General features: G+C 62.9%; 17 protein-coding genes. 6 read left to right on the top strand and 11 right to left on the bottom strand.

Going from position 1 to position 21,943, the window contains the following annotated elements:
• The first annotated feature begins 241 nt into the window (after nucleotides 1-241).
• The 3 genes from I8746_RS13705 to I8746_RS13695 all read left to right on the top strand — a co-directional run bounded on the left by I8746_RS13705 (nucleotide 242) and on the right by I8746_RS13695 (nucleotide 6,873).
• The gene (locus I8746_RS13705) at nucleotides 242-4,072 is read left to right on the top strand and encodes an EAL domain-containing protein (RefSeq protein WP_221100759.1); all 3,831 of its coding nucleotides are present in this window, start codon (nucleotides 242-244) and stop codon (nucleotides 4,070-4,072) included.
• Between the two features lie 305 nt (nucleotides 4,073-4,377).
• Entirely contained in the window at nucleotides 4,378-5,631 is a 1,254-nt protein-coding gene (gene glyA / locus I8746_RS13700) for a serine hydroxymethyltransferase (protein ID WP_003247505.1), read from the top strand.
• A gap of 288 nt (nucleotides 5,632-5,919) precedes the next feature.
• Nucleotides 5,920-6,873 carry an arsenic resistance protein gene (locus I8746_RS13695; protein WP_221100758.1) on the top strand — a complete coding sequence of 318 codons (954 nt, stop codon included), beginning with the start codon at nucleotides 5,920-5,922 and terminating at the stop codon, nucleotides 6,871-6,873.
• Between the two features lie 28 nt (nucleotides 6,874-6,901).
• Here the strand turns inward: I8746_RS13695 and I8746_RS13690 are convergent, their stop codons facing one another.
• The 9 genes from I8746_RS13690 to I8746_RS13650 form a co-directional block, all read right to left on the bottom strand.
• On the bottom strand, nucleotides 6,902-7,249 hold the full coding sequence (locus I8746_RS13690; protein WP_256596083.1) for a RidA family protein: 348 nt from the start codon (nucleotides 7,247-7,249) through the stop codon (nucleotides 6,902-6,904).
• A gap of 15 nt (nucleotides 7,250-7,264) precedes the next feature.
• Entirely contained in the window at nucleotides 7,265-8,683 is a 1,419-nt protein-coding gene (locus tag I8746_RS13685; RefSeq protein ID WP_221100757.1) for an aldehyde dehydrogenase family protein, read from the bottom strand.
• A 12-nt stretch (nucleotides 8,684-8,695) separates the two neighbouring features.
• A complete protein-coding gene (locus I8746_RS13680) occupies nucleotides 8,696-9,739 on the bottom strand; it encodes a homoserine dehydrogenase (protein ID WP_221100756.1) in 1,044 nt (347 codons plus the stop codon).
• A gap of 198 nt (nucleotides 9,740-9,937) precedes the next feature.
• Nucleotides 9,938-10,375, bottom strand: a complete 438-nt coding sequence (locus I8746_RS13675) for an Lrp/AsnC family transcriptional regulator (RefSeq protein WP_010951921.1) — start codon at nucleotides 10,373-10,375, stop codon at nucleotides 9,938-9,940.
• Entirely contained in the window at nucleotides 10,372-11,760 is a 1,389-nt protein-coding gene (locus I8746_RS13670; protein ID WP_070096318.1) for a threonine synthase, read from the bottom strand. Before I8746_RS13670 ends, I8746_RS13675 begins: the two co-directional genes overlap by 4 nt.
• 24 nt (nucleotides 11,761-11,784) lie before the next feature.
• Nucleotides 11,785-12,669: a LysR substrate-binding domain-containing protein gene (locus I8746_RS13665; RefSeq protein WP_014859427.1), complete on the bottom strand. Its 885-nt coding sequence runs from the start codon at nucleotides 12,667-12,669 to the stop codon at nucleotides 11,785-11,787.
• 45 nt (nucleotides 12,670-12,714) lie between these two features.
• A complete protein-coding gene (locus I8746_RS13660) occupies nucleotides 12,715-14,154 on the bottom strand; it encodes an amino acid permease (protein ID WP_010951918.1) in 1,440 nt (479 codons plus the stop codon).
• A 142-nt stretch (nucleotides 14,155-14,296) separates the two neighbouring features.
• On the bottom strand, nucleotides 14,297-15,568 hold the full coding sequence (locus tag I8746_RS13655) for a cystathionine gamma-synthase family protein (RefSeq protein WP_047605107.1): 1,272 nt from the start codon (nucleotides 15,566-15,568) through the stop codon (nucleotides 14,297-14,299).
• Between the two features lie 167 nt (nucleotides 15,569-15,735).
• Nucleotides 15,736-16,620: a homocysteine S-methyltransferase family protein gene (locus tag I8746_RS13650; RefSeq protein ID WP_181318755.1), complete on the bottom strand. Its 885-nt coding sequence runs from the start codon at nucleotides 16,618-16,620 to the stop codon at nucleotides 15,736-15,738.
• Nucleotides 16,621-16,738: 118 nt separating this feature from the next.
• On the opposite strand from I8746_RS13650, the gene I8746_RS13645 reads away from it, so the two are divergent.
• Both I8746_RS13645 and I8746_RS13640 read left to right on the top strand, forming a co-directional pair.
• Nucleotides 16,739-17,560 carry an ABC transporter substrate-binding protein gene (locus tag I8746_RS13645; RefSeq protein WP_003247511.1) on the top strand — a complete coding sequence of 274 codons (822 nt, stop codon included), beginning with the start codon at nucleotides 16,739-16,741 and terminating at the stop codon, nucleotides 17,558-17,560.
• Nucleotides 17,557-18,378 (top strand): amino acid ABC transporter permease, encoded by an 822-nt coding sequence (locus I8746_RS13640; protein WP_003247513.1) that lies wholly within the window; start codon nucleotides 17,557-17,559, stop codon nucleotides 18,376-18,378. The genes I8746_RS13645 and I8746_RS13640 overlap by 4 nt, the downstream gene beginning before the upstream one ends.
• 104 nt (nucleotides 18,379-18,482) lie before the next feature.
• On the opposite strand, the gene I8746_RS13635 is transcribed toward I8746_RS13640, so the two are convergent.
• On the bottom strand, nucleotides 18,483-19,412 hold the full coding sequence (locus tag I8746_RS13635) for a malate dehydrogenase (protein ID WP_049586352.1): 930 nt from the start codon (nucleotides 19,410-19,412) through the stop codon (nucleotides 18,483-18,485).
• A gap of 432 nt (nucleotides 19,413-19,844) precedes the next feature.
• Between I8746_RS13635 and I8746_RS13630 the strand changes: the two genes are divergently transcribed.
• A complete protein-coding gene (locus I8746_RS13630) occupies nucleotides 19,845-21,230 on the top strand; it encodes a GntP family permease (RefSeq protein ID WP_221100755.1) in 1,386 nt (461 codons plus the stop codon).
• Nucleotides 21,231-21,294: 64 nt separating this feature from the next.
• On the opposite strand, the gene I8746_RS13625 is transcribed toward I8746_RS13630, so the two are convergent.
• Complete coding sequence (locus I8746_RS13625) at nucleotides 21,295-21,522, bottom strand: hypothetical protein (RefSeq protein WP_003247523.1); 228 nt, start codon at nucleotides 21,520-21,522, stop codon at nucleotides 21,295-21,297.
• Between the last annotated feature and the right edge of the window lie 421 nt (nucleotides 21,523-21,943).

The raw sequence follows: 21,943 nt of genomic DNA, 5'->3' as shown, positions 1-21,943 counted from the left end.
CATCTCCGATGCGTTGTCATGTATAGCGGGCGCTATTCTCGCACAGGTTACAGGGGCTTGCCGAACCACCGGGCAGCCACCACCGGTCAACATGGCTGGCACTTCGCCATAATCCGAGGCATGCTAGCCGGTTTCGGGTGTCCGGCCTTATAGTGCGCCACCGCGGTGCGCAAGCCCGGCGCCGGCACGCTCCGTGCACGATCATTCCCTGCCATCGCCAGCCCAATCGCAGGATCAACGCTTGACCAACCTTACTCATCCGTCGTCATTGCGTTCCGCCCCACAAGCACCCGCAACTATCCTGCGCGGGTCGATCAAGGGTGCGCTGGCGCTGCTGGCCCTGATCCTGCTGGGCCTGCTGCTGTGGCAGCTGTTCGCCCAGTTCAATCATACCCAGGCCGAATTGCGCAAACAGAGCCTGGACGCCTCAGCGGAACTGGCCGACCACCTGAGCCTGAACATGGCGCTCAAGGCGCAACAGGCCGTTAACGTGGTGCAACCCTACCTTGATGCACCAACACCTGCCGCCCTGCCCAGCCTGCTCGGTACCCTGCGCGAGCGCCTCCCCGCCCTGCAGAGCGTGGCCTGGCTGGACAACACCGGGCAGCTACGCGCCGACAGCCTGGCCGGCAGCCCTGACCGCCAGTCGCTTGACGAGTTGCTCGTGCTGAGCCAGGGACGCCCGTACTTCTTCACCAATTCGGCCGACAACCACCTCCTGTACCTGTTGCTGCGCCAGGATGCCGCACAGGGTAGCGGCTACTGGCTACTGCGCCTGTCACCGGACTATTACCGCGAGCTCACCCTCCACCTCGAGGGCAGTGGCCACCCGCAGTGGCTGCTGGAAAACAGCCGCAGCGGCGAGGTGCTGCAGCGCCATGCCGCAGCCGACACCAGCGACGAGCCGCTGCAAAGCGTGATGCTGGCCTTCATCGAAAACAGCACCTGGCAGCTACGCGGTCTGTTCGACGCCAAACTGGCCCGGCAAAAACTATTGCCGGCGCTGTTCGGCAAGTGCCTGCTGGTGCTGTTCTGCGCCCTACTGCCGGTGCTGGCGCTGATCAACATGCGTCGCCGCCAGCGGGCGCTGCAGGAAGACCGCCGGCGTTATCAGGAAATTTTTGAAGGCACCGGCGTTGCCCTGTGCGTGCTCGACCTGTCCAGCCTGCCCGGCCAGCTCGATCGCTACCACCTGCGCAACCGGGCCGCACTCAAGCACAGCCTGGCGCTGGACCCGAACCTGCGCCGCTCGCTGCTGCTGGAGCTGAAGATCACCGAGGTCAACCAAGTGGCGCGCCAGCTGCTGAACATCGACTGCCACGAAGGTGCCTGGCAGCGGCTGATCAATGGCACTGGCGACAGCCGAGACAGCGTCGGCATGCAACTGATCGACGCACTGATCGAACAACGCCCGCTGCTGGAGCTGGAAGTGCGCTTGCCGACACCGCAAGGCGACGAGCTGCACCTGTGGCTGATGGCTCGCATGCCGCTGCAGCGTCGTGATTATCAGGCGGTTATCCTCAGCATCAGCGATATCACCAGCCGCAAACAGGTGGAGCTGTCGCTACTGGAGCGCGAAAGCTTCTGGTCGGACGTGGTACGCACCGTACCCGACCAGTTGTATGTGCAGGATGTGCCCAGCCAACGGATGATCTTCAGCAACCGCCACCTCGGCCAGACCCTGGGCTACGACCGCACCGAGCTGGCACAGATGGGCGACCGCTTCTGGGAGCTGCTGCTGCACCCCGAGGACGCCGCACACTACCAGGCACTGCGCCAGCAACAGCGCGACAGCGGTCATGACCAACCGCTGCACTGCCAGCTGCGCTTCCGCCACCGCGACGGAAGCTGGCGCTGCTACGACATCCGCGAGCAAGTGCTGACCCGCAACGCCGAAGGCCTGGTGACGCGCATCATCGGTGTGGGCAAGGATGTGACCGTTCAGATCGAGGCCAGCCAGTCGCTACGTGACAGCGAGCAACGCTACCGCATGCTCGCCGAAAGCATCAGTGACGTGATCTTTTCCACCGACAACCAGCTCAAGCTCAACTATGTCAGCCCCTCGGTACAGAGCGTGCTGGGCTACCAGGCCGACTGGATCTTCGCCAACGGCTGGCAGTCGATCGTCGCCAACCCGGCCCAGCTCACCGGCATTTACAGCCTGATGGAGCGTGTCAGCAAGGCCATGGGCGATCCGGCGCAGATGGCGCAACTGTGCAGCCAGTTACCCACCCAACTGTTCCTGTTCGACTGCCTGCGTGCCGATGGCCGCAAGATCCCGATCGAGCTGCGCCTGGTGCTGGTGTGGGACGATGACCAGCGCTTCGAAGGCGTACTCGGGGTGGGCCGCGACATCAGCCAGCAACGTCGTGCCGAAAAAGACCTGCGCATGGCCGCGACCGTATTCGAACATTCCACGTCGGCGATCCTCATCACCGACCCGGCCGGCTATATCGTCCAGGCCAACGAGGCGTTCAGCCGCGTCAGCGGTTACGCCGTCAGTGAAGTGCTCGACCAATTACCGGGCATGCTCACTGTCGACGAACAGCAGGAAGGCCATCTGCGCTATGTGGTCAAGCAACTGCACCAGCGCGGCAGCTGGGAAGGTGAAGTGTGGCTCAAGCGCCGTGACGGCGACCATTACCCGGCCTGGGTCGGCATCACTGCGGTACTGGACGACGAAGGCGACCTGGCCAGCTACGTGTGCTTCTTCACCGACATCAGCGAACGCAAGGCCAGCGAACAGCGCATCCACCGCCTGGCCTACTACGACGCCCTTACCCACCTGCCCAACCGCACACTGTTCCAGGATCGTTTGTACAATGCCCTGCAGCAGGCCGAGCGGCAGAAGGCCTGGGTGGTGCTGATGTTCCTCGACCTCGACCGCTTCAAACCGATCAACGACTCCCTCGGCCATGCGGCCGGCGACCGCATGCTTAAGGACATGGCCCTGCGCCTGCTGGCCTGCGTGGATGACGACGACACGGTGGCACGCATGGGCGGCGACGAGTTCACCCTGCTGCTGCAGCCGCGCCCCACCCGCGAAATGGCCCTGAACCGCGCCATCCACGTGGCCGAGAACATCCTAGGCAGCCTGGTGCGGCCGTTCGTGCTGGAAAACCGCGAGTTCTTCGTCACCGCCAGCATCGGCATCGCCCTCAGTCCGCAGGATGGCAGTGAGCTGAGCCAACTGATGAAGAACGCCGACACCGCCATGTACCACGCCAAGGAGCGCGGCAAGAACAACTTCCAGTTCTACCAGGCCGAAATGAACGCCAGCGCCCTGGAGCGCCTGGAGCTGGAAAGCGACCTGCGCCATGCCATGGAGCAGAACGAGTTCATCCTCTATTACCAGCCGCAGTTCAGCGGCGACGGCAAGCGCCTGACCGGCGCCGAAGCGCTGCTGCGCTGGCGTCACCCGACCCGTGGCCTGGTGCCGCCGGGTGACTTCATCCCGGTGATCGAGGAACTGGGCCTGGTGGTGGACGTGGGCGACTGGGTGCTGCGCGAGGCCAGCCGCCAGCTCAAGGCCTGGCACAAGGCCAAGGTGAGAGTGCCGAAAGTGTCGGTGAATATTTCGGCGCGGCAGTTCTCCGACGGCCAGCTGGGCACGCGGATTGCCAACATTCTGGAAGAAAGCGGCCTGCCGCCGGCATGCCTGGAACTGGAGTTGACCGAAAGTATCCTGATGCGTGAGGTGAACGAGGCGCTGCAGATTCTTGCCAGCCTGAAAAACCTCGGCCTGAGCATTGCGGTAGACGACTTCGGCACCGGCTACTCGTCGCTCAACTACCTCAAGCAGTTCCCCATCGACGTGCTGAAGATCGACCGTACCTTCGTCGACGGCCTGCCCGAAGGCGAGCAGGACGCGCAGATTGCCCGGGCGATCATCGCCATGGCCCACAGCCTCAACCTGGCAGTCATCGCCGAGGGCGTGGAAACCCACGAACAGCTGGAGTTTCTGCGCGAGCATGGTTGCGACGAGGTGCAGGGCTATCTGTTCGGGCGGCCGATGCCGGCGCATCAGTTCGAGGCGCAATTCTCCAACGAGACCTTGTTCATGTTCCATTGACCCGCACGCTGCCTGCTCGCAAGGTCCCGGTAGGACCGGGTTTACCCGCGAACACCGGCGAAGCCGGTGCCATCTACCGCGCCGGCTTCTTCGCGGGTAAACCCGCTCCTACACGTACGGTGTCGCGACACAATCCTGCATAAAAAGCGGACCTCCAGGTCAACTCCTGCCCCCGCCCAGCCCAGAAACGGCGCGGGATGCAAGATGAAGCCCATTGGTCTGCGACTTGACGCCACTTCATATGCCAGCCGCGAATCAATCGGTTAGAATGCACACCCAAATTACCCCGATCCTTGAGGACCGCCATGTTCAGCCGTGATTTGACCATTGCCAAGTACGACGCCGAGCTCTTCGAAGCCATGCAGCAAGAAGCTCTGCGCCAGGAAGAGCATATCGAGCTGATCGCTTCGGAAAACTACACCAGCCCGGCAGTCATGGAAGCCCAGGGCTCGGTCCTGACCAACAAGTACGCCGAAGGCTACCCAGGCAAGCGCTACTACGGCGGTTGCGAGTACGTCGACGTCGTCGAGCAACTGGCCATCGACCGTGCCAAGGAGCTGTTCGGCGCCGACTACGCCAACGTACAGCCGCACGCTGGCTCCCAGGCCAACGCTGCCGTCTACCTGGCCCTGCTGTCGGCCGGTGACACCATTCTGGGCATGAGCCTGGCCCACGGTGGCCACCTGACCCACGGCGCTTCGGTAAGCTCCTCGGGCAAGCTGTACAACGCCATCCAGTACGGCATCGACGGCAATGGCCTGATCGACTACGACGAAGTCGAGCGCCTGGCTGTCGAGCACAAGCCCAAGATGATCGTTGCCGGCTTCTCGGCCTACTCGCAGGTTCTGGACTTCGCCCGCTTCCGCGCCATCGCCGACAAGGTCGGTGCCTACCTGTTCGTCGACATGGCCCACGTTGCCGGCCTGGTTGCCGCTGGCGTGTACCCGAACCCTGTTCCGTTCGCCGACGTGGTTACCACCACCACCCACAAGACCCTGCGCGGCCCGCGCGGCGGCCTGATCCTGGCCCGTGCCAACGCCGACATCGAGAAGAAGCTGAACTCCGCCGTCTTCCCGGGCGCCCAGGGCGGCCCGCTGGAGCACGTCATCGCGGCCAAGGCCATCTGCTTCAAGGAAGCCCTGCAGCCAGAGTTCAAGGCTTACCAGCAGCAGGTCGTGAAGAACGCCCAGGCCATGGCCAGCGTGTTCATCGAGCGCGGTTTCGACGTGGTTTCCGGTGGCACCCAGAACCACCTGTTCCTGCTGTCGCTGATCAAGCAGGAAATCTCCGGTAAGGATGCTGACGCCGCACTGGGCAAAGCTTTCATCACCGTCAACAAGAACTCGGTACCGAACGACCCGCGTTCGCCGTTCGTCACCTCGGGCCTGCGTTTCGGCACCCCAGCCGTGACCACCCGTGGTTTCAAGGAAGCCGAGTGCAAGGAACTGGCCGGCTGGATCTGCGACATCCTGGCCGACCTGAACAACGAAGCGGTGATCGACGCCGTCCGTGAGAAGGTCAAGGCCATCTGCAAGAAGCTGCCGGTTTACGGCAACTGATTGACGCTTGCCTGAAGTGAAAAAGCCCGGCCCAGTGCCGGGCTTTTTCGTTTGATTTCGTTTGTTTCACACACACTGCTGCTCTTTGGAGGAGCAACTGTCTTGCTCAATTTGTAAAAGCTGGCGCGATCCCTGTGGGAGCGGCCTTGCGTCGCGATAGGGCCGCGCAGCGGCCCCAGGATCGCGGCATCATGCATAGACTGCAGGGGCCGCTTTGCGGCCCTATCGCGACACAAGGCCGCTCCCAGAAAGACCGCGTTCCCAGTTGATCACCGCACAGGCCACACCTTGACCAGAGAACAACTCGAGACCCACCAGATCCCGATCTACTTCGCTGCCGTGCTCGCAGCCGTTGCCTTCGGCTTGATGGCCAGCCACAGCGCACGGCATCTGGAAGCCCTGATCACTCCCGCCATCGCCGTGTTGATGTACGCGATGTTCCTGCAAATACCCTTCCTCGACCTGCGCCAGGGCCTGGGTAACCGCCGCTTCATCACGGCCCTGCTACTGGCCAATTTCATGCTCGTTCCGCTGCTTGTCTGGGCCATCACCCGCGGGCTGGTGGAACACCCGGCGATCCTTGTCGGGGCCCTGCTTGTGCTGCTTACGCCCTGCATCGACTACGTGGTGGTGTTCACCCACATTGGCAAAGGCGACTCACGCCTGACACTGGCCGCAACCCCCGTGTTATTGCTGGCGCAACTGGTGCTGCTGCCGGTGTACCTGGCCCTGATGCTGGGTGGCAGCCGCCAGGTGGCAATTTCCATCACCCCGTTCGTGGAAGCCTTCGCGCTGTTGATCGTGTTGCCGATGGCCCTCGCGGTGCTCACCAGCGCCGGTGCCCGGCGCTCGCGCGCAATCGCGACGTGGAACGACGCCTGGGCGTGGTTGCCGGTGCCGGCGATGGCCTTGGTGCTGATGGTGGTGATCGCTTCGCAGATTGTCGTGGTACTGCGTGATTTCGACCGTTTGCTGCCGGTGGTTCCGGTATACATCGGCTTCATGCTGCTGGCGCCGGTGCTCGGCTTCATCTGTGCGCGCCTGCTGCGCCTGCCGGCCAGCGAGGCACGCTCGGTGACCTTCAGCGCAGCCACGCGCAACTCGCTGGTGGTGCTGCCGCTGGCGCTGGCGCTGCCAGAAGAGATGCGCGGGTTGGCGGCGGCAGCCGTGATCACGCAAACCCTGGTAGAGCTGGTGAGCGAACTGATCTATGTACGGGCGGTACCACGGTTTGTGCGTTGACCCGTGGTACTCGTCATAGAGAAAAGGACTATTCGGGGCACACAGCGAACACCTGCACCTCTACCAGGTAGCCAGCCCCCAGGGCGGCGCCCACGCAGGCCCGCACCGGTTTTGCACAGCCTTGCAACCAGGCGTCGTACACTTCGTTGACCAGGTCGAAGTGGCGGTAGTCGGCCAGCCACATCTGAACCCGCGTCAGCTGCGCCTTGCCGACGTTGGCTTGCACCATCAGGCCGTCGATCACGCTCAGCGCCTGACGCAACTGCCCCTGCACATCCTGTTGCAGGTCATCGGCCACGATGCCTGCCGTTTCGAAAAGGCCCCTGTAACTGACCGCCAGTGACATCCGCGCGCTTGATCCGTAGCGAGTGATCATCGAGGTGCCCCCCCCTCAACCCATCTGGTTGAAGCAGACGACTTTGGGTTGGGTCATGTCCTCGTAGGCGAACCGCACCCCCTCACGCCCAAGACTCCCATACTTGGCCCCACCAAATGGCATGGCATCGAAGCGGTAGTCGGAAGAGTCGTTGATCATTACACCGCCGGCCTCGATACGCCGGGCCAGGCTCAACGCCAGCGACAGGTCACGGGTGAACACACCGGCATGCAAGCTGTACTCCGGGGCATTGGCCAGCGCTATCGCCTGCTCGACAGTCTCGAAGGGCGCCAGCATCACCACCGGCGCAAAAACCTCTTCGAGCCACAGCCGGCTGACGGGATCAACGCTTTCGAGCACTGTCGGCGCATAGACCGCCCCCTGACGCTGGTGGCCGCAGAGCAGGCGGGCACCGCCCTCAAGCGCCTGGTTGACGCGTGCTTCGATCTGCCGTGCAGCCGCTTCGGTGATCATCGGCCCCATATCGGTTTCGCGCCGGCCCGGATCGCCCCAGACCATCGCCTGGGTCAATGCCACAAAGCGAGCACGAAACGCCTCGTAGATCGAGGCATCCACGAGAATGCGCTGGGTGCCGATGCAGTTCTGCCCTGCGGCCCAGAACGCGCCCGACACACACGACTCGACCGTGGCTTCAAGGTCGCAGTCCTTGAGCACCAGCACCGGGGCATTGCCGCCAAGGTCCATGGCAAGCTTTTTCAAGCCAGCCCCGTGCGCAATCTGTTCGCCCGTCGCGAAACCGCCCGTAAAGGAAACCATGCGCACCTCACGCACAGCCACCAGCGCCTTGCCCAGTTCGGCGCCCCCTGTGGCTACGGTGACGACGGCCTCCGGCAACCCTGCCTCCACCAGGTACTGCACCAGTTTCAGGGCAGAAAGAGGGGCCAGGTCCGAGGGTTTCAGAATGACCGCATTGCCCCCTGCAAGTGCTGGCCCCAGCTTGTGCGCCACCAGGTTGAGCGGGTCGTTGTACGGGGTAATGGCCAGGATCAACCCCAACGGCTCACGGGTGAACCAGCCCTGACGCGATTCGGAGCCTTCATAGGCATCGAAAGGCACCACCTCACCGGCGTTGCGCCGCGCCTCTTCGGCAGACAGCTTGAGCGTGTTGATGCAGCGTTTGACCTCTTTTTCGGCCTGGCGCAGGGTCTTGCCCGCTTCATCGACGATCAGGCCGGCAAAGTCTGCCGCATCCCGTTCAATGAGCTGAGCGGCGTGCTCCAGAATAGCGGCCCGGCGGTGCCGGGGCAGCGCCGCACTTTCACGCACACCCTGACGGGCACGGGCGAGCAAGGCAGGCACCGCTTCTGCGCCGAGGTTGTCGACGCTGCCAACCAGGCTGCCATCGAAGGGGTTGTACACATCGATCAAGGCGGGTTGCTGAACAAGCGCCCGCGATACGGAAGTCAGGCTCATGAACGTTGCTCCTCAGGCCGAATGGCCGGCGGTGTGAATGGCGACAATGTCCGACAGCAGGGCAAAAGCCGTTTCGATGCGCCCCGCCCCCGGGCCGGACACGGTTACAGCCCCCAGCAACTCGGTGTCGAACGCCAGCGCATTGGTGGCGCCCGAAATACCCGCCAAAGGGTGATGGCCAGGCAACAGCTTCGCTTCGACGCTGGCTCGCACCGAACCATCGGCTTCACGGTGGGCGCTGCCGATCAGCTTCCAGCGCTCGGCCGCCGCCTGTGCCCGCTCGATAGCTGCGCTGTCGATGGCACTGATACCGCTGCAGGCCACATCACCCACCTGCAGACAGGCGCCGAGCAACTCATTGGCGAGGATCACCACCTTCAGGCGTACGTCATGGCCTTCCACATCGGCGGTCGGGTCAGCCTCGGCAAAGCCAAGCGCTTGTGCCTGGGCCACCGCCTCGTTGAAGCCAAGCCCTTCCTCCATGCGCGTGAGCACATAGTTAGAGGTACCGTTGAGAATGCCCTCGAAACCTACCAAGCCCGCGCCCGCCAGGGTCTGGCGCGCCATGCGCAGCACCGGTGTGCCGCTCATTACGGCGCCTTCGTATTCGAACGACACATCGTTGGCCTTGGCCAAGGCCTTGAGCGCCTGGGCATGCAAGGCAATCGGCCCCTTGTTGGTGGTGACCACGTGCTTGCCCGCCTCCAGCGCCCAGCGGCAGAAGGTTGCCGCCGGCTCACCGTCCTTGGGGTTGGTGAATGTGGCCTCGGCGATGATGTCGGCGCCTGATTGCTTGATCACCGCCTCATTGAACGCCTCGGCCGAACCTTGAGGGATTTGCGCCAGTGCGCCCTTCTGAGCCGGCAGCGCGGCCAGCATGGCGGCATCCAGGCCGTCGCGGTCGATCACCGACCCCAGGAACAAGTCGGTGACACCAACGATTTTCAGGCCAAAGCCCAACTCGTGCTGCCAGCGCGCATTGCGTTCGGCGATCAGTTGGGCAAGCGCGCGGTTAACGCCACCAAAGCCAACGAGTGCAATTTTGTATTCGGTCATGGTTTGCTGTCCTGTCCAGGCAGTGGGTCGATGAGGACTAGCGTAAGAGCCGTGCACTGCCAGTTGAATATGGCAATCCGCTGTATTTATTGGCCAATCTGGCCAGTGCAAAGCGCGCACCTGCGCCAGGGCAAAACGCACAACGCCGCCTGGGCGCGAACCCAGGCGGCGTTGTGCTAGCCGATGCAAAGACGCGCTTCAGACCACCGCGGCCAGGACGAACGAAGTCACCGTGTTCTCCACCCCGGGCATGGCAGCGATTTCCTTCCACACATGGTGAACTCGCTCCGGGCTGGAGGCCTCGACGCGCAACATCAGGTCGAACTCGCCGCTGAGCACTTCACACTGGATCACCTCGGGGATCTGGCGCAGCGCATCGAGTACCGCCTCACCGCGCATGCGGTCATAGCGGTAGACGAAGATCACCGCGTTGATCAACGACGCCGGCCGTCTGCCCTCACCGATGCGCAGGGTATAACCCTGAATGGCGCCGTCGCGCTCCAGGCGCTCGATGCGCTGGCGTACCGCATTGCGCGACAGGTTCACCTTCAACCCCAACTCGGCGTGGGCAATACGCGCATTGGCGGTGAGCTCGGCGAGAATGCGCTCGTCCAGGGGGTCGAGGATGCGCTTCATCGCCCAGCCTGCAACCGGGCCAACAAGGCATGAACACCGGCCAGGTCGTCAGCTGCCAACAGCGGCCCATCGCCCGCTGTGCCGACCGCACCGGCGGGCACCTCGCCGTGCCAGGCCCCCAGCTCCGCCAGCAGCCCGGCAGACTTTTCGGGGGCAAACTGCCCCAGCGTGACGATGGGCGCACCGATGTTGCGCCGGTGCAGGCGCCCGGCGAATACCCCTGTCGCGGCATGAGGGTCTACTGCGCTGCCCGTTTCGTGGAACAGCGTGACAATTTCTTCGCGAATCAGCACGTCGTCCACGGCATAGGAGTCGAACAGCATGCGCGCATGCAACCACTGGCGGTTGCCGATGCTCAGCTCACCACACGCCTCGAAGTGCTCCATCAGTGCCCGGGTCGCCCCGCCATCGCGGTCATACAGTTCCCAGACGAAGCGCTCCAGGTTGGAGAACAGCGAAAAGTCCATGACCGGTGACAAGGTCTGGCTGGTTGAACCACGGCTGTAGCGGTTGCAGTGGATGAACCGGTGCAGGGCATCGTTGCGGTTGGTGGAGACGATGATCTGGTTGATCGGCAGGCCCATTTTCTGGGCAATGAACCCCGCGTAGATCTCGGCAAAACTGGCCGTGGGGATGCTGAACCCGACCGGGCGTATCCCGCCACCGAGCTGCAGCGCCGCATGGAAATAGAACACGATCTGCGCCAGCACACCGACCCAGTTGGTGGAGTTGAAGCTGACCGGAATCAGCCCGGGGCATGGCCAGTCACGCAGCAGCGCCGACACCAGCGACTGGCAATCGTCAAAGCTGCCATCCACGGCCACGCAGCTCACGCTGTCGGACGCGGCACTGCGCATCACTGCCGCGCGGTCAGCGGGCGTGCCTGCGCTGGGGTATAGCGCCAGCAAGCCTGCTGCAGGGCAATGCCGAAGCGCTTCGATAGCCGCTACTGCGGTATCGCCGTTGCTGGCACCGACCAGCATGACCCGCTCGCACTCCGCCCCCAGAAAGTGCCGGACAAAGCGCGCCTGCAACTGCGCGGCAAAGTCCTTGGAGGACCGGGTAGGGCCATGAAAAAGCTGCAGGATCCATTCGTTATGGCCAAGCTGCTGCAACGGCGCAATGCCGCGGTGGCGGAACCCGCGATAGCTGTCGCTGACCAGCGCCCTGAGGGTAGGCTCGTCGAGGGTATCGCCGACAAACGGTGCCATCACCCGCCAGGCCAGTTCGTCGAAGGGCAACCACGACCAGCTGGCAATTTCCTGTGGGCTGAACACCGGCACCGAGATGGGCACATAAAGCCCGCCATCGTCGGCCAGGCCAGAAAGCAATGCCGTGCGGAAATCGACCCGTGTCTCGTTGCCGCGCGTGGATGTGTACTGCATCGGTGCTCCAGATAGCTACGTAAATTAACGATGCGCCATGGCCACCAGCCAATGGCTGAACGCCTGGGCATCGGGGGACAACGCTTCACCCAGGCCGCGTACCAGGAAAAACGACTCGCTTGCCTCGATACGCTGGGCAAAGGGAGCGACCAGCCGCCCCTCCTGCAGCAGGTCCTCGACCAGCGACGAGCGTGCCAGCGCCACCCCGAGCCCCAGCTCCGCCATGCGCAGGGTCGACACCAGCGTGTCGAACTGCAGGCCACTGGAAGAGTCGACCTGATCGGCGCCGACCCGCTCCAGCCAGTAGCCCCACCCCTCCTCGTAACCCAGCACATGCAGCAACGGCACACGGGCCAGGTCGCGCGGGTCGCGCAGCGGGCAACCGGCCAGCAGCGCGGGTGCGCACACCGGCACCAGCATGTCGCGGGTCAGGCGCTGCGCCTCTACCCCGGCCCACTGCCCGCTACCCCAGCGGATTTCCAGATCATCTTCGGCATCCAGCTCCTTGACCCACAGGTTGCTGATGTAGCGGATGTCCACCTGCGGGTGCGAACGCCGAAAGTCGGCCAGCCGCGGGGCCAGCCAGAAGTGCAGGAACGACAGGCTGCCCCGTACCTTCAGCGGCCGACGTTGGCGTTGCCCGAAGATTTCATTGGTGCCGACCGCAAGGCGGCTGATGGCGTCCTGCACCACCGGCAGGTAGGACTGCCCTTCTTCGGTCAGCCCCAACCCGCGTGGCAGGCGCTTGAACAGCGCCACACCCAATTGGCTTTCCAGGTGACGAATCTGTTGGCTCACGGCCCCTTGGGTAAGGTGCAGCTCTTCTGCCGCATGGGTGAAGTTCAAGTAACGCGCCGACACTTCGAAGGCTCTCAGCCAGTTCAGGGGGGGCAAGGTTTTCTGGGTCATCGGCGGCTTCTCGTGGCTAGGTTCCGGTGGCCTAGTATCACCTGCTCAGGCGGCCTCGGAACCTGGGGCGACGATTTCCAGCGGGGCCGTACGGCGGCTGCGGTACTTGCACGTCAGCCAATAGGCCAGGTAGCACCAGGCAATGAAGGGCAAGCCGAAGTACAGGGCAACCCGCTGAGCAGGGTCGAAGGCAATGCCGACGCAGGCCAGTACGCAGCAGAAAATGGCCCCCAGTGGTACGAACGGGTAGCCACGCACCCGGAACTTGAGGTCCTCGAGCTTGCCGCCGCTGGCGATGTAATGACGGCGGAATGCGATCTGGCTGGCCGCGATGCTGATCCACACCACCACCACGGCCAACCCTGAAATCGACACCAGCGCCAGGTAGATGGTGTCGGGGGCAAACACACTGCTCAACAGCGAAGCCATGCCGCCAGCCATGCTCAGCACGATTGCATTGAAGGGTGTGCCGCGGCGCGACAGCGTGGCGTAACGGCGGGGCATGTTGCCTTGGTCGCTGAGGGTCCAGAGCATGCGCGAAGCGGCGTAGAGGCCGGAGTTGGCGGCAGACAGCAGCGCGGTGATGATGACGAAGTTCATGATATCGGCCGCATACGGGATACCAATCATCGCAAAGACCATCACGAACGGGCTTTCAATAACCCCGGCCTGTTCACGCGGCAGCAAGGTGGCCAGTACAAAGATGGTGCCGATGAAGAACAGCGCCAGGCGAAGGACCGTGGTGCGAATGGCCTTGGGGACGTTCTTTTCCGGGTCTTTGGTTTCGCCGGCAGCGATGCCGATCAGCTCGGTACCCGAGAACGCGAAGGCCACTGCCAGCAGGGTCATGGCAATTGACCAGAAACCGGTGGGGAACAACCCTTCACGGGTGAAATTGCCCAGCCCTGCACTGTGCGCCTGCTGGATCTCGAAGCCACCCAGAATGGCCCCGCCGCCCACCACCAGAAAGGCGATGACGGCCAACACCTTGACCAGTGACAACCAGAATTCGGTTTCGGCGAACGATCGCACCGAAATGATATTGCTGATGAACACCGCAGCGCCGAACAGCGCACTCCACATCCATACCGGCGTGTCGGGGAACCAGCGCACCATCAGGATGCCCGCGGCGGTGAATTCGGAGCCGATGGCCACCGTCCAGGTCAGCCAGTACATCCAGGCCACCATGTAACCGGTGCCCGGGCCGAGGTAACGCGTGGCGTAACTGCTGAACGAGCCGACTTCCGGCATGTGTACCGCCAGCTCGCCCAGGCACATCATGACCAGGTACACCATGATTGCGCCGAGTATGTAGGCGATGACCGCGCCCAACGGGCCGGCCTGGTTAACGGTGTAGCCTGACGTGAGAAACAGGCCGGTGCCTATCACACCGCCCAGTGCCAGCATGACGATGTGGCGGGTTTGCATATCCTGCTTGAAGGTATGCGCCGAGGCATTTCTAGTTGTGGTTGTCTGCACGGACATTGTGGGTTACTCATGAAAGTTGGCGGGCAAGGACGTAGCAACGACCTCGTCTTGGCAGAGCGAATCGAGTTGCCTTGCATATTGTTTTTGTTCGACTTCATGAAGTGGCACCCACCGCACGGGTGAGTGCTACGCGCCAGCCTCAGGCCTGCACCGGGCGCTGGCAGGCGTCTGCGTCAGCGTGCAATTCCTTTGCGACGGCCAGTTCCTCACGCACCGATGCACAGGCCTGTGCCAGGTCCGCCAGCAGGTCATCGGTTTCCTCGATGCCCACTGAAATGCGCACCAGCCCTTCGGAAATGCCCAGCGCCAGGCGCTCTTCCAAAGTGTTCTCGACATGGCTGGTGGTGCGCGCCGGGCCATAGATGGTTTCTACCGCGCCAAGGTTGCCGGCCCGGTGGGCATACTTCAGCCGCGGCAGCAAACGGGCCACGGTCGGCATGCCGCCTTTCAGCACGAAGCTGACAATGGCGCCAAACCCGCGCATTTGCGCCTTGGCAATGGCATGCCCGGCATGCGCCGGCAAACCTGGGTAGTTCACCGCCTCAACCAACGGCTCAGTGCTCAGGTAAAGGGCCAACGCCATGGCACTGGCTTGCTGCTGGCGCAGGCGCACTGCCAGGGTCTTGATACCGCGGATGATCAGGTAGGCCGAGAACGGGTCCAGCGCCGCACCGTTGATTTCCCGGTAGTGCCGCACCTGGGCCATCAGCACCTCCGCGCCGCACACCACCCCACCCAGCACGTCACCATGCCCGGACAGAAACTTGGTTGCGCTGTGCACCACCACATCCACGCCCAGCGCCAGCGGGTTCTGGTTCAGTGGCGTGGCAAAGGTGTTGTCGGCCACCACCAGCGCCCCCACCTTGTGCGCAGCGGCGCTCAGCCGACGAATGTCCAGCACCTTCAGCGTCGGGTTGGTGGGGGTTTCCAGGTAAAGCAGGTCGCAACCGGCGGCAATCTCGCGCTCCAGCGCTTCAGTGTCCAGGGTATCGCACAGGCACACTTGCACGCCCATGCGCGGCAGGAACTCTTCGAAGATCTTGTTGGTGCCGCCATAGCTGTCGCGGGTCGACACCACGCGTTTGCCGTTGGACAGGAAGGTGTGCAGCACAGCACTAATGGCCGCCATGCCGCTGCTGAACGCGACTGCCGACTCGGCTTGCTCCAGCTCGGCCAGTTTTGCTTCCAGCGTGGCGACCGTTGGGTTGCTCATGCGGCTGTAGATGAAGCCCGGCTGCTTGCCCTGCGCCACGTCGTACCAGGCATCGATATCGTTATAGCCATAAGCGGCGCTGACCACGATCGGGGTCTGCGTGGCGTTGTACGGGTGCTGTACCTGTTCCCCGCTCCACACAACCCGCGTCCCCACACCGGCCGCAGCATTGCCCTCGATTTTTTCGTTGTTGTTCATATCCGGTTCCCGCCCAGCTGAGTTGTGTACACCGATGCAGCATCGGCCTTCAGCGGACTATAGGGAGATGGCGGGGGCCTGAAAAACGATGGAATCCGGGTCTGACTGGCGTTTTTTTTAATGGCTGCGGGCCGGGCGCTGCAAAAGCCGCCCGGTCACGTGGGCGCTTAGGCCAGGTTGCGTTTCAGCTCGGCGATATGCTCCGGGCCGATGCCACAGCAACCGCCGACCATGCTGGCACCGCGCGCACGCCAGTCCTTGGCCCATGCCAGGTAACCCGGCGGATCGAGGTCTTCGCGCAGTTCGTCCAGGCCATCGTTGGCAGTGGCTTCTTTGGGCTGCGGCGGGAAGGCGTTGGCATAGGCACCGATGGCAATCTCGGCGTTGTGCCGCTCGATGACGGAGCGCGCGACATCAATGGCGGCGCCGATCACCTCAGGCTGGCTGCAGTTGAACAACACCGCAGCCACCCCCAGGCTGACTGCAGCTTCGATGGCGTCGGCCACCGGTTCACCGGAGCGCAGGCGCGGAACATCGTCGACGTCCTCGTCCTGCAGGGTGAAGGACACCCAGAACGGCCTGCCGTCTGCCGGCAAATGGCTATGAATGGCCCGCACTTCGGCCACGGAACTCTGGGTTTCGGCCAGCCACAGGTCAACATGCGGGGCCAGGCCCTGGAGCAACGGGGTCAGCACCTCTGCCACACGCTCGGGCTGGAACAGGTCGGGGCGGTAGGACCCGAACAGCGGCGGCAGCGAACCGGCCACCCTGACCGGGTGCGCGCCGCTATCTGCCGCGTGCCGCGCAAGCTGGCCTGCGATATGGGCCAGCTGTCGCCCTTCGGCGGCAAAGCGTTCTTCACCGATGTGGAACGGCACTACTGCATAGCTGTTGCTGGTGATGACCTGCGCACCCGCCTCGATGAAGGCTGCATGCACGCCCACGACCGCCTCCGGCGCCTCGCTCAGCGCCAGCGCCGACCACTCGGGCTGGCGAAACGGTGCACCACTGCGCTGCAGCTCTCGGCCCATGCCACCGTCCAGAATTACCATCGTTCGCTCTGCCATATAACTTCTCTGAAGGTTCTTATGAATAAAATTCATTATGGGGATTAGGGTTATAACTATTAAATACCCTATCACCCATTTGCCCAACATATCAGGTATGTACATGCGATTTTCTTCTCTGCTGGGTGCGGGCCTTGTACTGCTCGCAACTGCCACCCAAGCCTTTGCTGGCGCCACGTTGGAGCGAGTTGAATCGCGCAAGGAAATGGTTAACGTGCTGATGGAAAGCTACCCGCCGTTTTCCTTCCTCAATGACCACAACCAGCTCGACGGTTACGATGTGGACGTGGCCAAGGCAGTGGCCGACAAACTCGGCGTCAAACTGCGCCTGGAAACACCGTCCTGGGACGTGATTGCCGCTGGCCGCTGGAGCGGGCGCTACGACATCTGCATTTGCTCGATGACCCCGAGCAAGGCGCGCGCCGAGGTATTTGACTTCCCCGTGGAGTACTACGCATCGCCCGCCGTGATCGTGGTCAATGCCTCGGATGAGCGCATCCATGGCGCCAAAGACCTGGAAGGCCGCAAGGTGGGTTCGATCAGTGCATCGAGCTACGAAAGCTACCTGAACAAGAACCTGGTCATTGAAGGCAAGGAAGACCAGAAGATCGATTACCCGTTCGACTTCGTGCAGGCTGCGCCCTACGACACTGAAAACGTCGCCTTCCAGGACTTGGGCCTGGGCACTGGCGTGCGCCTGGACGCCATCATTACCAACCTGGTGACCGCGCAGCCGCGCCTGCAGCAGGACAAGCGCTTCAAGCTGGCCGGTGCGCCGCTGTATGAAGAGCCCAACGCGGTAGCCATCGAAAAAGGCGACCCTGAGTGGGATGCCAAGGTACGCCAGGTGTTCGCCGAGCTGAAGGCTGATGGCACCCTGGCCAAGCTGTCGCAGAAATGGATTGGTGCCGACATCAGCAAATGAGCACCTTCCCTCCCTCCCCCAAGCCCGTGGCAAAGCCTGCGGGCGCCGGCCTGTTCGGCTTTCGCACCCGGTTACTGCTGACCTGGCTGGCGCTGTTCGGGCTGTTTGTCGCCTTCTTCCTCAGCTTTGACCTGAAGTTCGCCATCATTCTGGAGAAGTTTCCCAACCTGGCCGGTTTCAAGCTGGGGCCCAATGGTTTTCTGCAAGGCGCCGCACTGACCCTGTTCCTGTGCCTGTGCTCGATGGTGGTATCCGTGCTGCTCGGCTTTGCCGCCGCGCTGGCACGGTTATCCAACAGCGCGGTGTTGGTGGGTGTGGCCAGCTTCTACACCTCGTTCTTCCGTGGCACGCCGCTGCTGATCCAGATTCTGCTGATCTACCTGGGGCTGCCGCAGGTGGGCCTGGTACCCGGCGCCATCAGCGCCGGCATCATTGCCTTGTCGCTGAACTACGGGGCCTACCTGAGCGAGATCTTCCGCGCCGGCATCCTCGGCGTGGCCCGTGGGCAACGTGAAGCAGCATTGGCCCTGGGCATGCGCACGCCGCAGATCTTCTGCCACATCATCCTGCCCCAGGCCATGCGGGTGATCATTCCGCCCACCGCCAACCAGTTCATCTCGATGCTCAAGGACTCGTCGCTGATTTCCGTGATGGGGGTTTGGGAGGTGATGTTTCTGGCGCAGTCGTATGGGCGTTCAAGCTATCGCTACCTGGAGATGCTGACCACCGCCGCCGTGATCTACTGGGTGCTGTCGATACTGCTGGAGCTGCTGCAGGCGCGCCTGGAACGGCATTTTGGCAAGGCTTATCAGCGCTGAGGGCTGCACACGGCCCCTGCGAAATCATCTACGCAGGCATGACGCGCAGGAGCGCCACCAGGGCGCTCCCGCATCTACTGCGTTAACTGAAGCCGCTTTGCTGCTCACAACGCCTTCATCTCGGCAATATCCCTCGCCACCTGATCTGCAGAGTGGTCGAACATCGCCTGTTCCTGCGCATCCAGCGGCAACTCGATAATCCGCGCAAGCCCCTTCTCTGCGAGTACACAGGGCACACCCATGGCGATATCCGTTCGCCCATACTCGCCCTCAAGAATCGCCACCGCCGGCAAAATACGGTTCCGCCCATTGGCGATCGCATCGACCATCTGCGCAATGGCCACGCCGGGTGCATCGCAGGCGCTCCCCGTCTTCTTCAACCCCAGAATCTCGCCGCCGCCCTTACGGGTGCGCTCGACAATCTGTTCGATCTGCTCGCTGGACAGGAAGTGCGACAGCGGCACCGAGCCGATCTGGCAGTAGCGCATCAGCGGCACCATGCTGTCGCCATGCCCGCCCAGCACCAGCGCCGTGATATCCCGTGCAGAAAACCCGGTTTGCTCGGCGATGAAGCACTTCATGCGCGCGGTATCCAGCACCCCCGCCTGCCCGAACACCTTGTCGCGCCCCTGCCCGCTGACGCTCCAGGCGCGATAGGTGAGCACATCGACCGGGTTGGACACCACCAGCACCGTCGCTGTCGGCGCGTGGTGCTTGATATCCGCCATGATGCTGTCGAGGATTGGCAGGTTGGTACTCAATACATCCTGGCGCGACTGGCCGGGCTTGCGCGGCACGCCCGCCGTGATCACCACCAGCTCGGACCCCTCCAGCATCTCGGCTTTGGCCCCGCCGTGAACATGGGTATCGGAACCTGAATCCACCGCAGCCTGCCAAACGTCCAGCGCCTTGCCCTGCGCCAGTTCACCCTGCACGTCCATCAACACCAGCTCACGGCACAACTCATCCCGGGCGATGATCTGCGCCGCCGCCTCGCCGACCAGGCCGGCACCCACAATCGTTAATTTGTTCACCAGACACCTCCCAGCGGCGCGCGCCACCAGGAACACGCCTGCGTATAGAGAGAAGTATTGCCTGCCGGGGCTAAATGGCCACCCAAGACGATGCGACGACCTTCACTTGACAGTATTCCATGGCAGCGCGAATACTTTGACCTGATTCATATAGATGACCATACAACAAGGTGAATCAACCGATGACTATGCTGCCCAAGCGCCCCGTCGCCACACCACCGCCCACCGGCTTCAGCGCCACGCCTCCCTGCTGCCCATCTTCCGTTACCAGGCGGCCGCCTGTGAGCGGCAGCTAGCGCAAAGCTGCGTTCCCTTCCTCGAAACCGTAGCAGCAGCCGCAACGGCAGCCACCTGGGCATGCCCCGTGGAAACGCCCGTCACGCCTTCAAACCCTGAGTGCAGCCGAGCGCCAGCCCAACCGAGACTCCTTGAATGACTCCCTTAGATATACAGCTATTACTGACGGCACTGGCCAGTGTTCTGGTGCTGGTGGCGCTCATCGTTTCGCGCCTGAAAATGCACCCGCTGCTGGCCTTGCTGGTGGTGTCCATTGGCGTGGGCTTCGCGACGCATATGGCGCCAGGCAGCATCGTCGCCCACCTGCTCACCGGCGCCGGCAAGACACTGGGCGCAGTGGGGGTGGTGATCGCGCTGGGTGCGATGCTCGGCAAGATCCTGGCTGACGCTGGCGTCACGGAACAGGTCGCGGATGTCATCCTCAAGCGCACCTCCGACCGCATGATCCCTTGGGCCATGATGCTGGTTGCCTTTGTCATTGGCATCCCCATGTTTTTCGAAGTCGGCCTGGTGATCATGCTGCCGCTGATATTCAGCGTGGCGCGCAAATTGGAAAGCAAGGCGCGCTTCAAAGGCTCGGCGTATGTGTATGTAGGTGTGCCGGTCATTTCGGCGCTTGCCGCCATGCACGGCATGGTACCGCCGCACCCAGGCCCCCTGACCGCCATCGCCGTGCTCAAGACCTCGGTCGGGCCCACCATGCTCTATGGCTTCCTTGCCGCCATTCCGGCAATGATCCTGGGCGGCCCGCTGTACGGCATGTTCATTTCACCGCGCATGAACACGCGGCCCGATCAGGCATTGCTGGACCAGTTCACACTGGCTGAAAAAGCCGATGGCCAACCCCGCCCCGGGGTAATGGTCGGCATGCTGGCCGCATTGCTGCCGGCCATCCTGATGCTGGTGCATGCCGTCGCCGAGATGCTGCTGCCCAAAGGCAATGCGCTGCTGGAGATGGCCAGCTTCCTGGGCAACCCGCTGATCGCCATGCTGCTGGGCGTGCTGTTCGCCGGCGCCAGCCTGGTGCTTGCGCGCGGCGGCGACGCCGAACAGCTGCGCGATGCACTGGGCAAAAGCCTCAAGCCGATCGCCTCGATCATCATGATCATTGCCGGTGGCGGTGCCTTTCAAGAAATGCTGACCAGCGCCAAGGTAGGCGATGCCATTGTGCACCTGACCCAGCAATCTGCCTTCCCTCCCCTGATTCTGGGGTGGCTGATCGCGATGCTGCTCTCGGTGTCTACCGGTTCCGCCACGGTCGGTATCGTAGGGGCTGCCGGCTTACTGGCGCCGCTGGCAGGTGCAGACCCCAGCCTCAACCTGCCTTTGCTGGCCTTGTCCATCGGCTGCGGTTCGCTGTTCTTCAACTATGCGAACCATGCAGGCTTCTGGATGGTGAAAGAATCCTTTGGCATGACCATGGGCGAAGCCACCAAGACCATCTCGGTGGTGCAGTCTATCGTGGCGGTGGTTGGCTTGATCGTGGTGTTGCTGCTGAACGCGGCCATCACCATAGGTTGAACTCGAGTCAACGGGGGCTGCGCAGCAGCCCCAATCTGGCCCCACCCTCGAGCAACGATCTGGCCTAACGTTCCAGATCCTGCTCGCTTCGTTCCATTACCTTCCCACACTGCTCACTGGCCAACCGGCTGATGATCCGGATCGCCTGATGGATACCGGCCGTGTTGCGAAAGCTCAGACGCGGGTTGTGTTCGCATTCGAGCATTTCGTCGTGCTGGACCAGGGCCTCGCCTAGCAGTTCGAGGGTCCAGGCGTAGCTTTGGATGGTGGAGAGGCGTTCTTGGTCAGACATGGCGGGCCTCCGGTTGGGTGGAGACGAAGCGGGGCTTGCTGAAGGTGAAGTAGCGCAGGGCCGTTGCGGAACGGCGGAGGAGAACGGATGCGAGGATCCTGGATGGACTTGAGATGAGCATGCATGCGGTCCTTTTCGATTGAAGCACCACGCTGACCGTCGCCAAACGATTAGGGTGGCAGCTGTACGCAGGTTGGCGAACCGAGGAAAAGGAACTCGGCAGACCCGAAGGTCTCCCACGCACAGCCGCCATTACACGAAACTGCGGACGCAAAAAAAGCGCCTGCAATCGTGATCGGGGGCGCCGATGCGCCTTTTCGTTCGGGTCGCCAAACCCGGTCGCGGAGTTGGCCGCGACTGGAGCACGGTAGCGTCGTGGGGGCTGCAATGCAAGGTTTGGGGGGATGTGAATGGACGCTGG

This window comes from Pseudomonas sp. USTB-Z, assembly GCF_019691255.1.
Lineage (GTDB): Bacteria > Pseudomonadota > Gammaproteobacteria > Pseudomonadales > Pseudomonadaceae > Aquipseudomonas > Aquipseudomonas alloputida.
The sequence above is the reverse complement of the archived record's forward strand: the minus strand, read 5'-3'. Positions and strand labels throughout refer to the sequence as shown.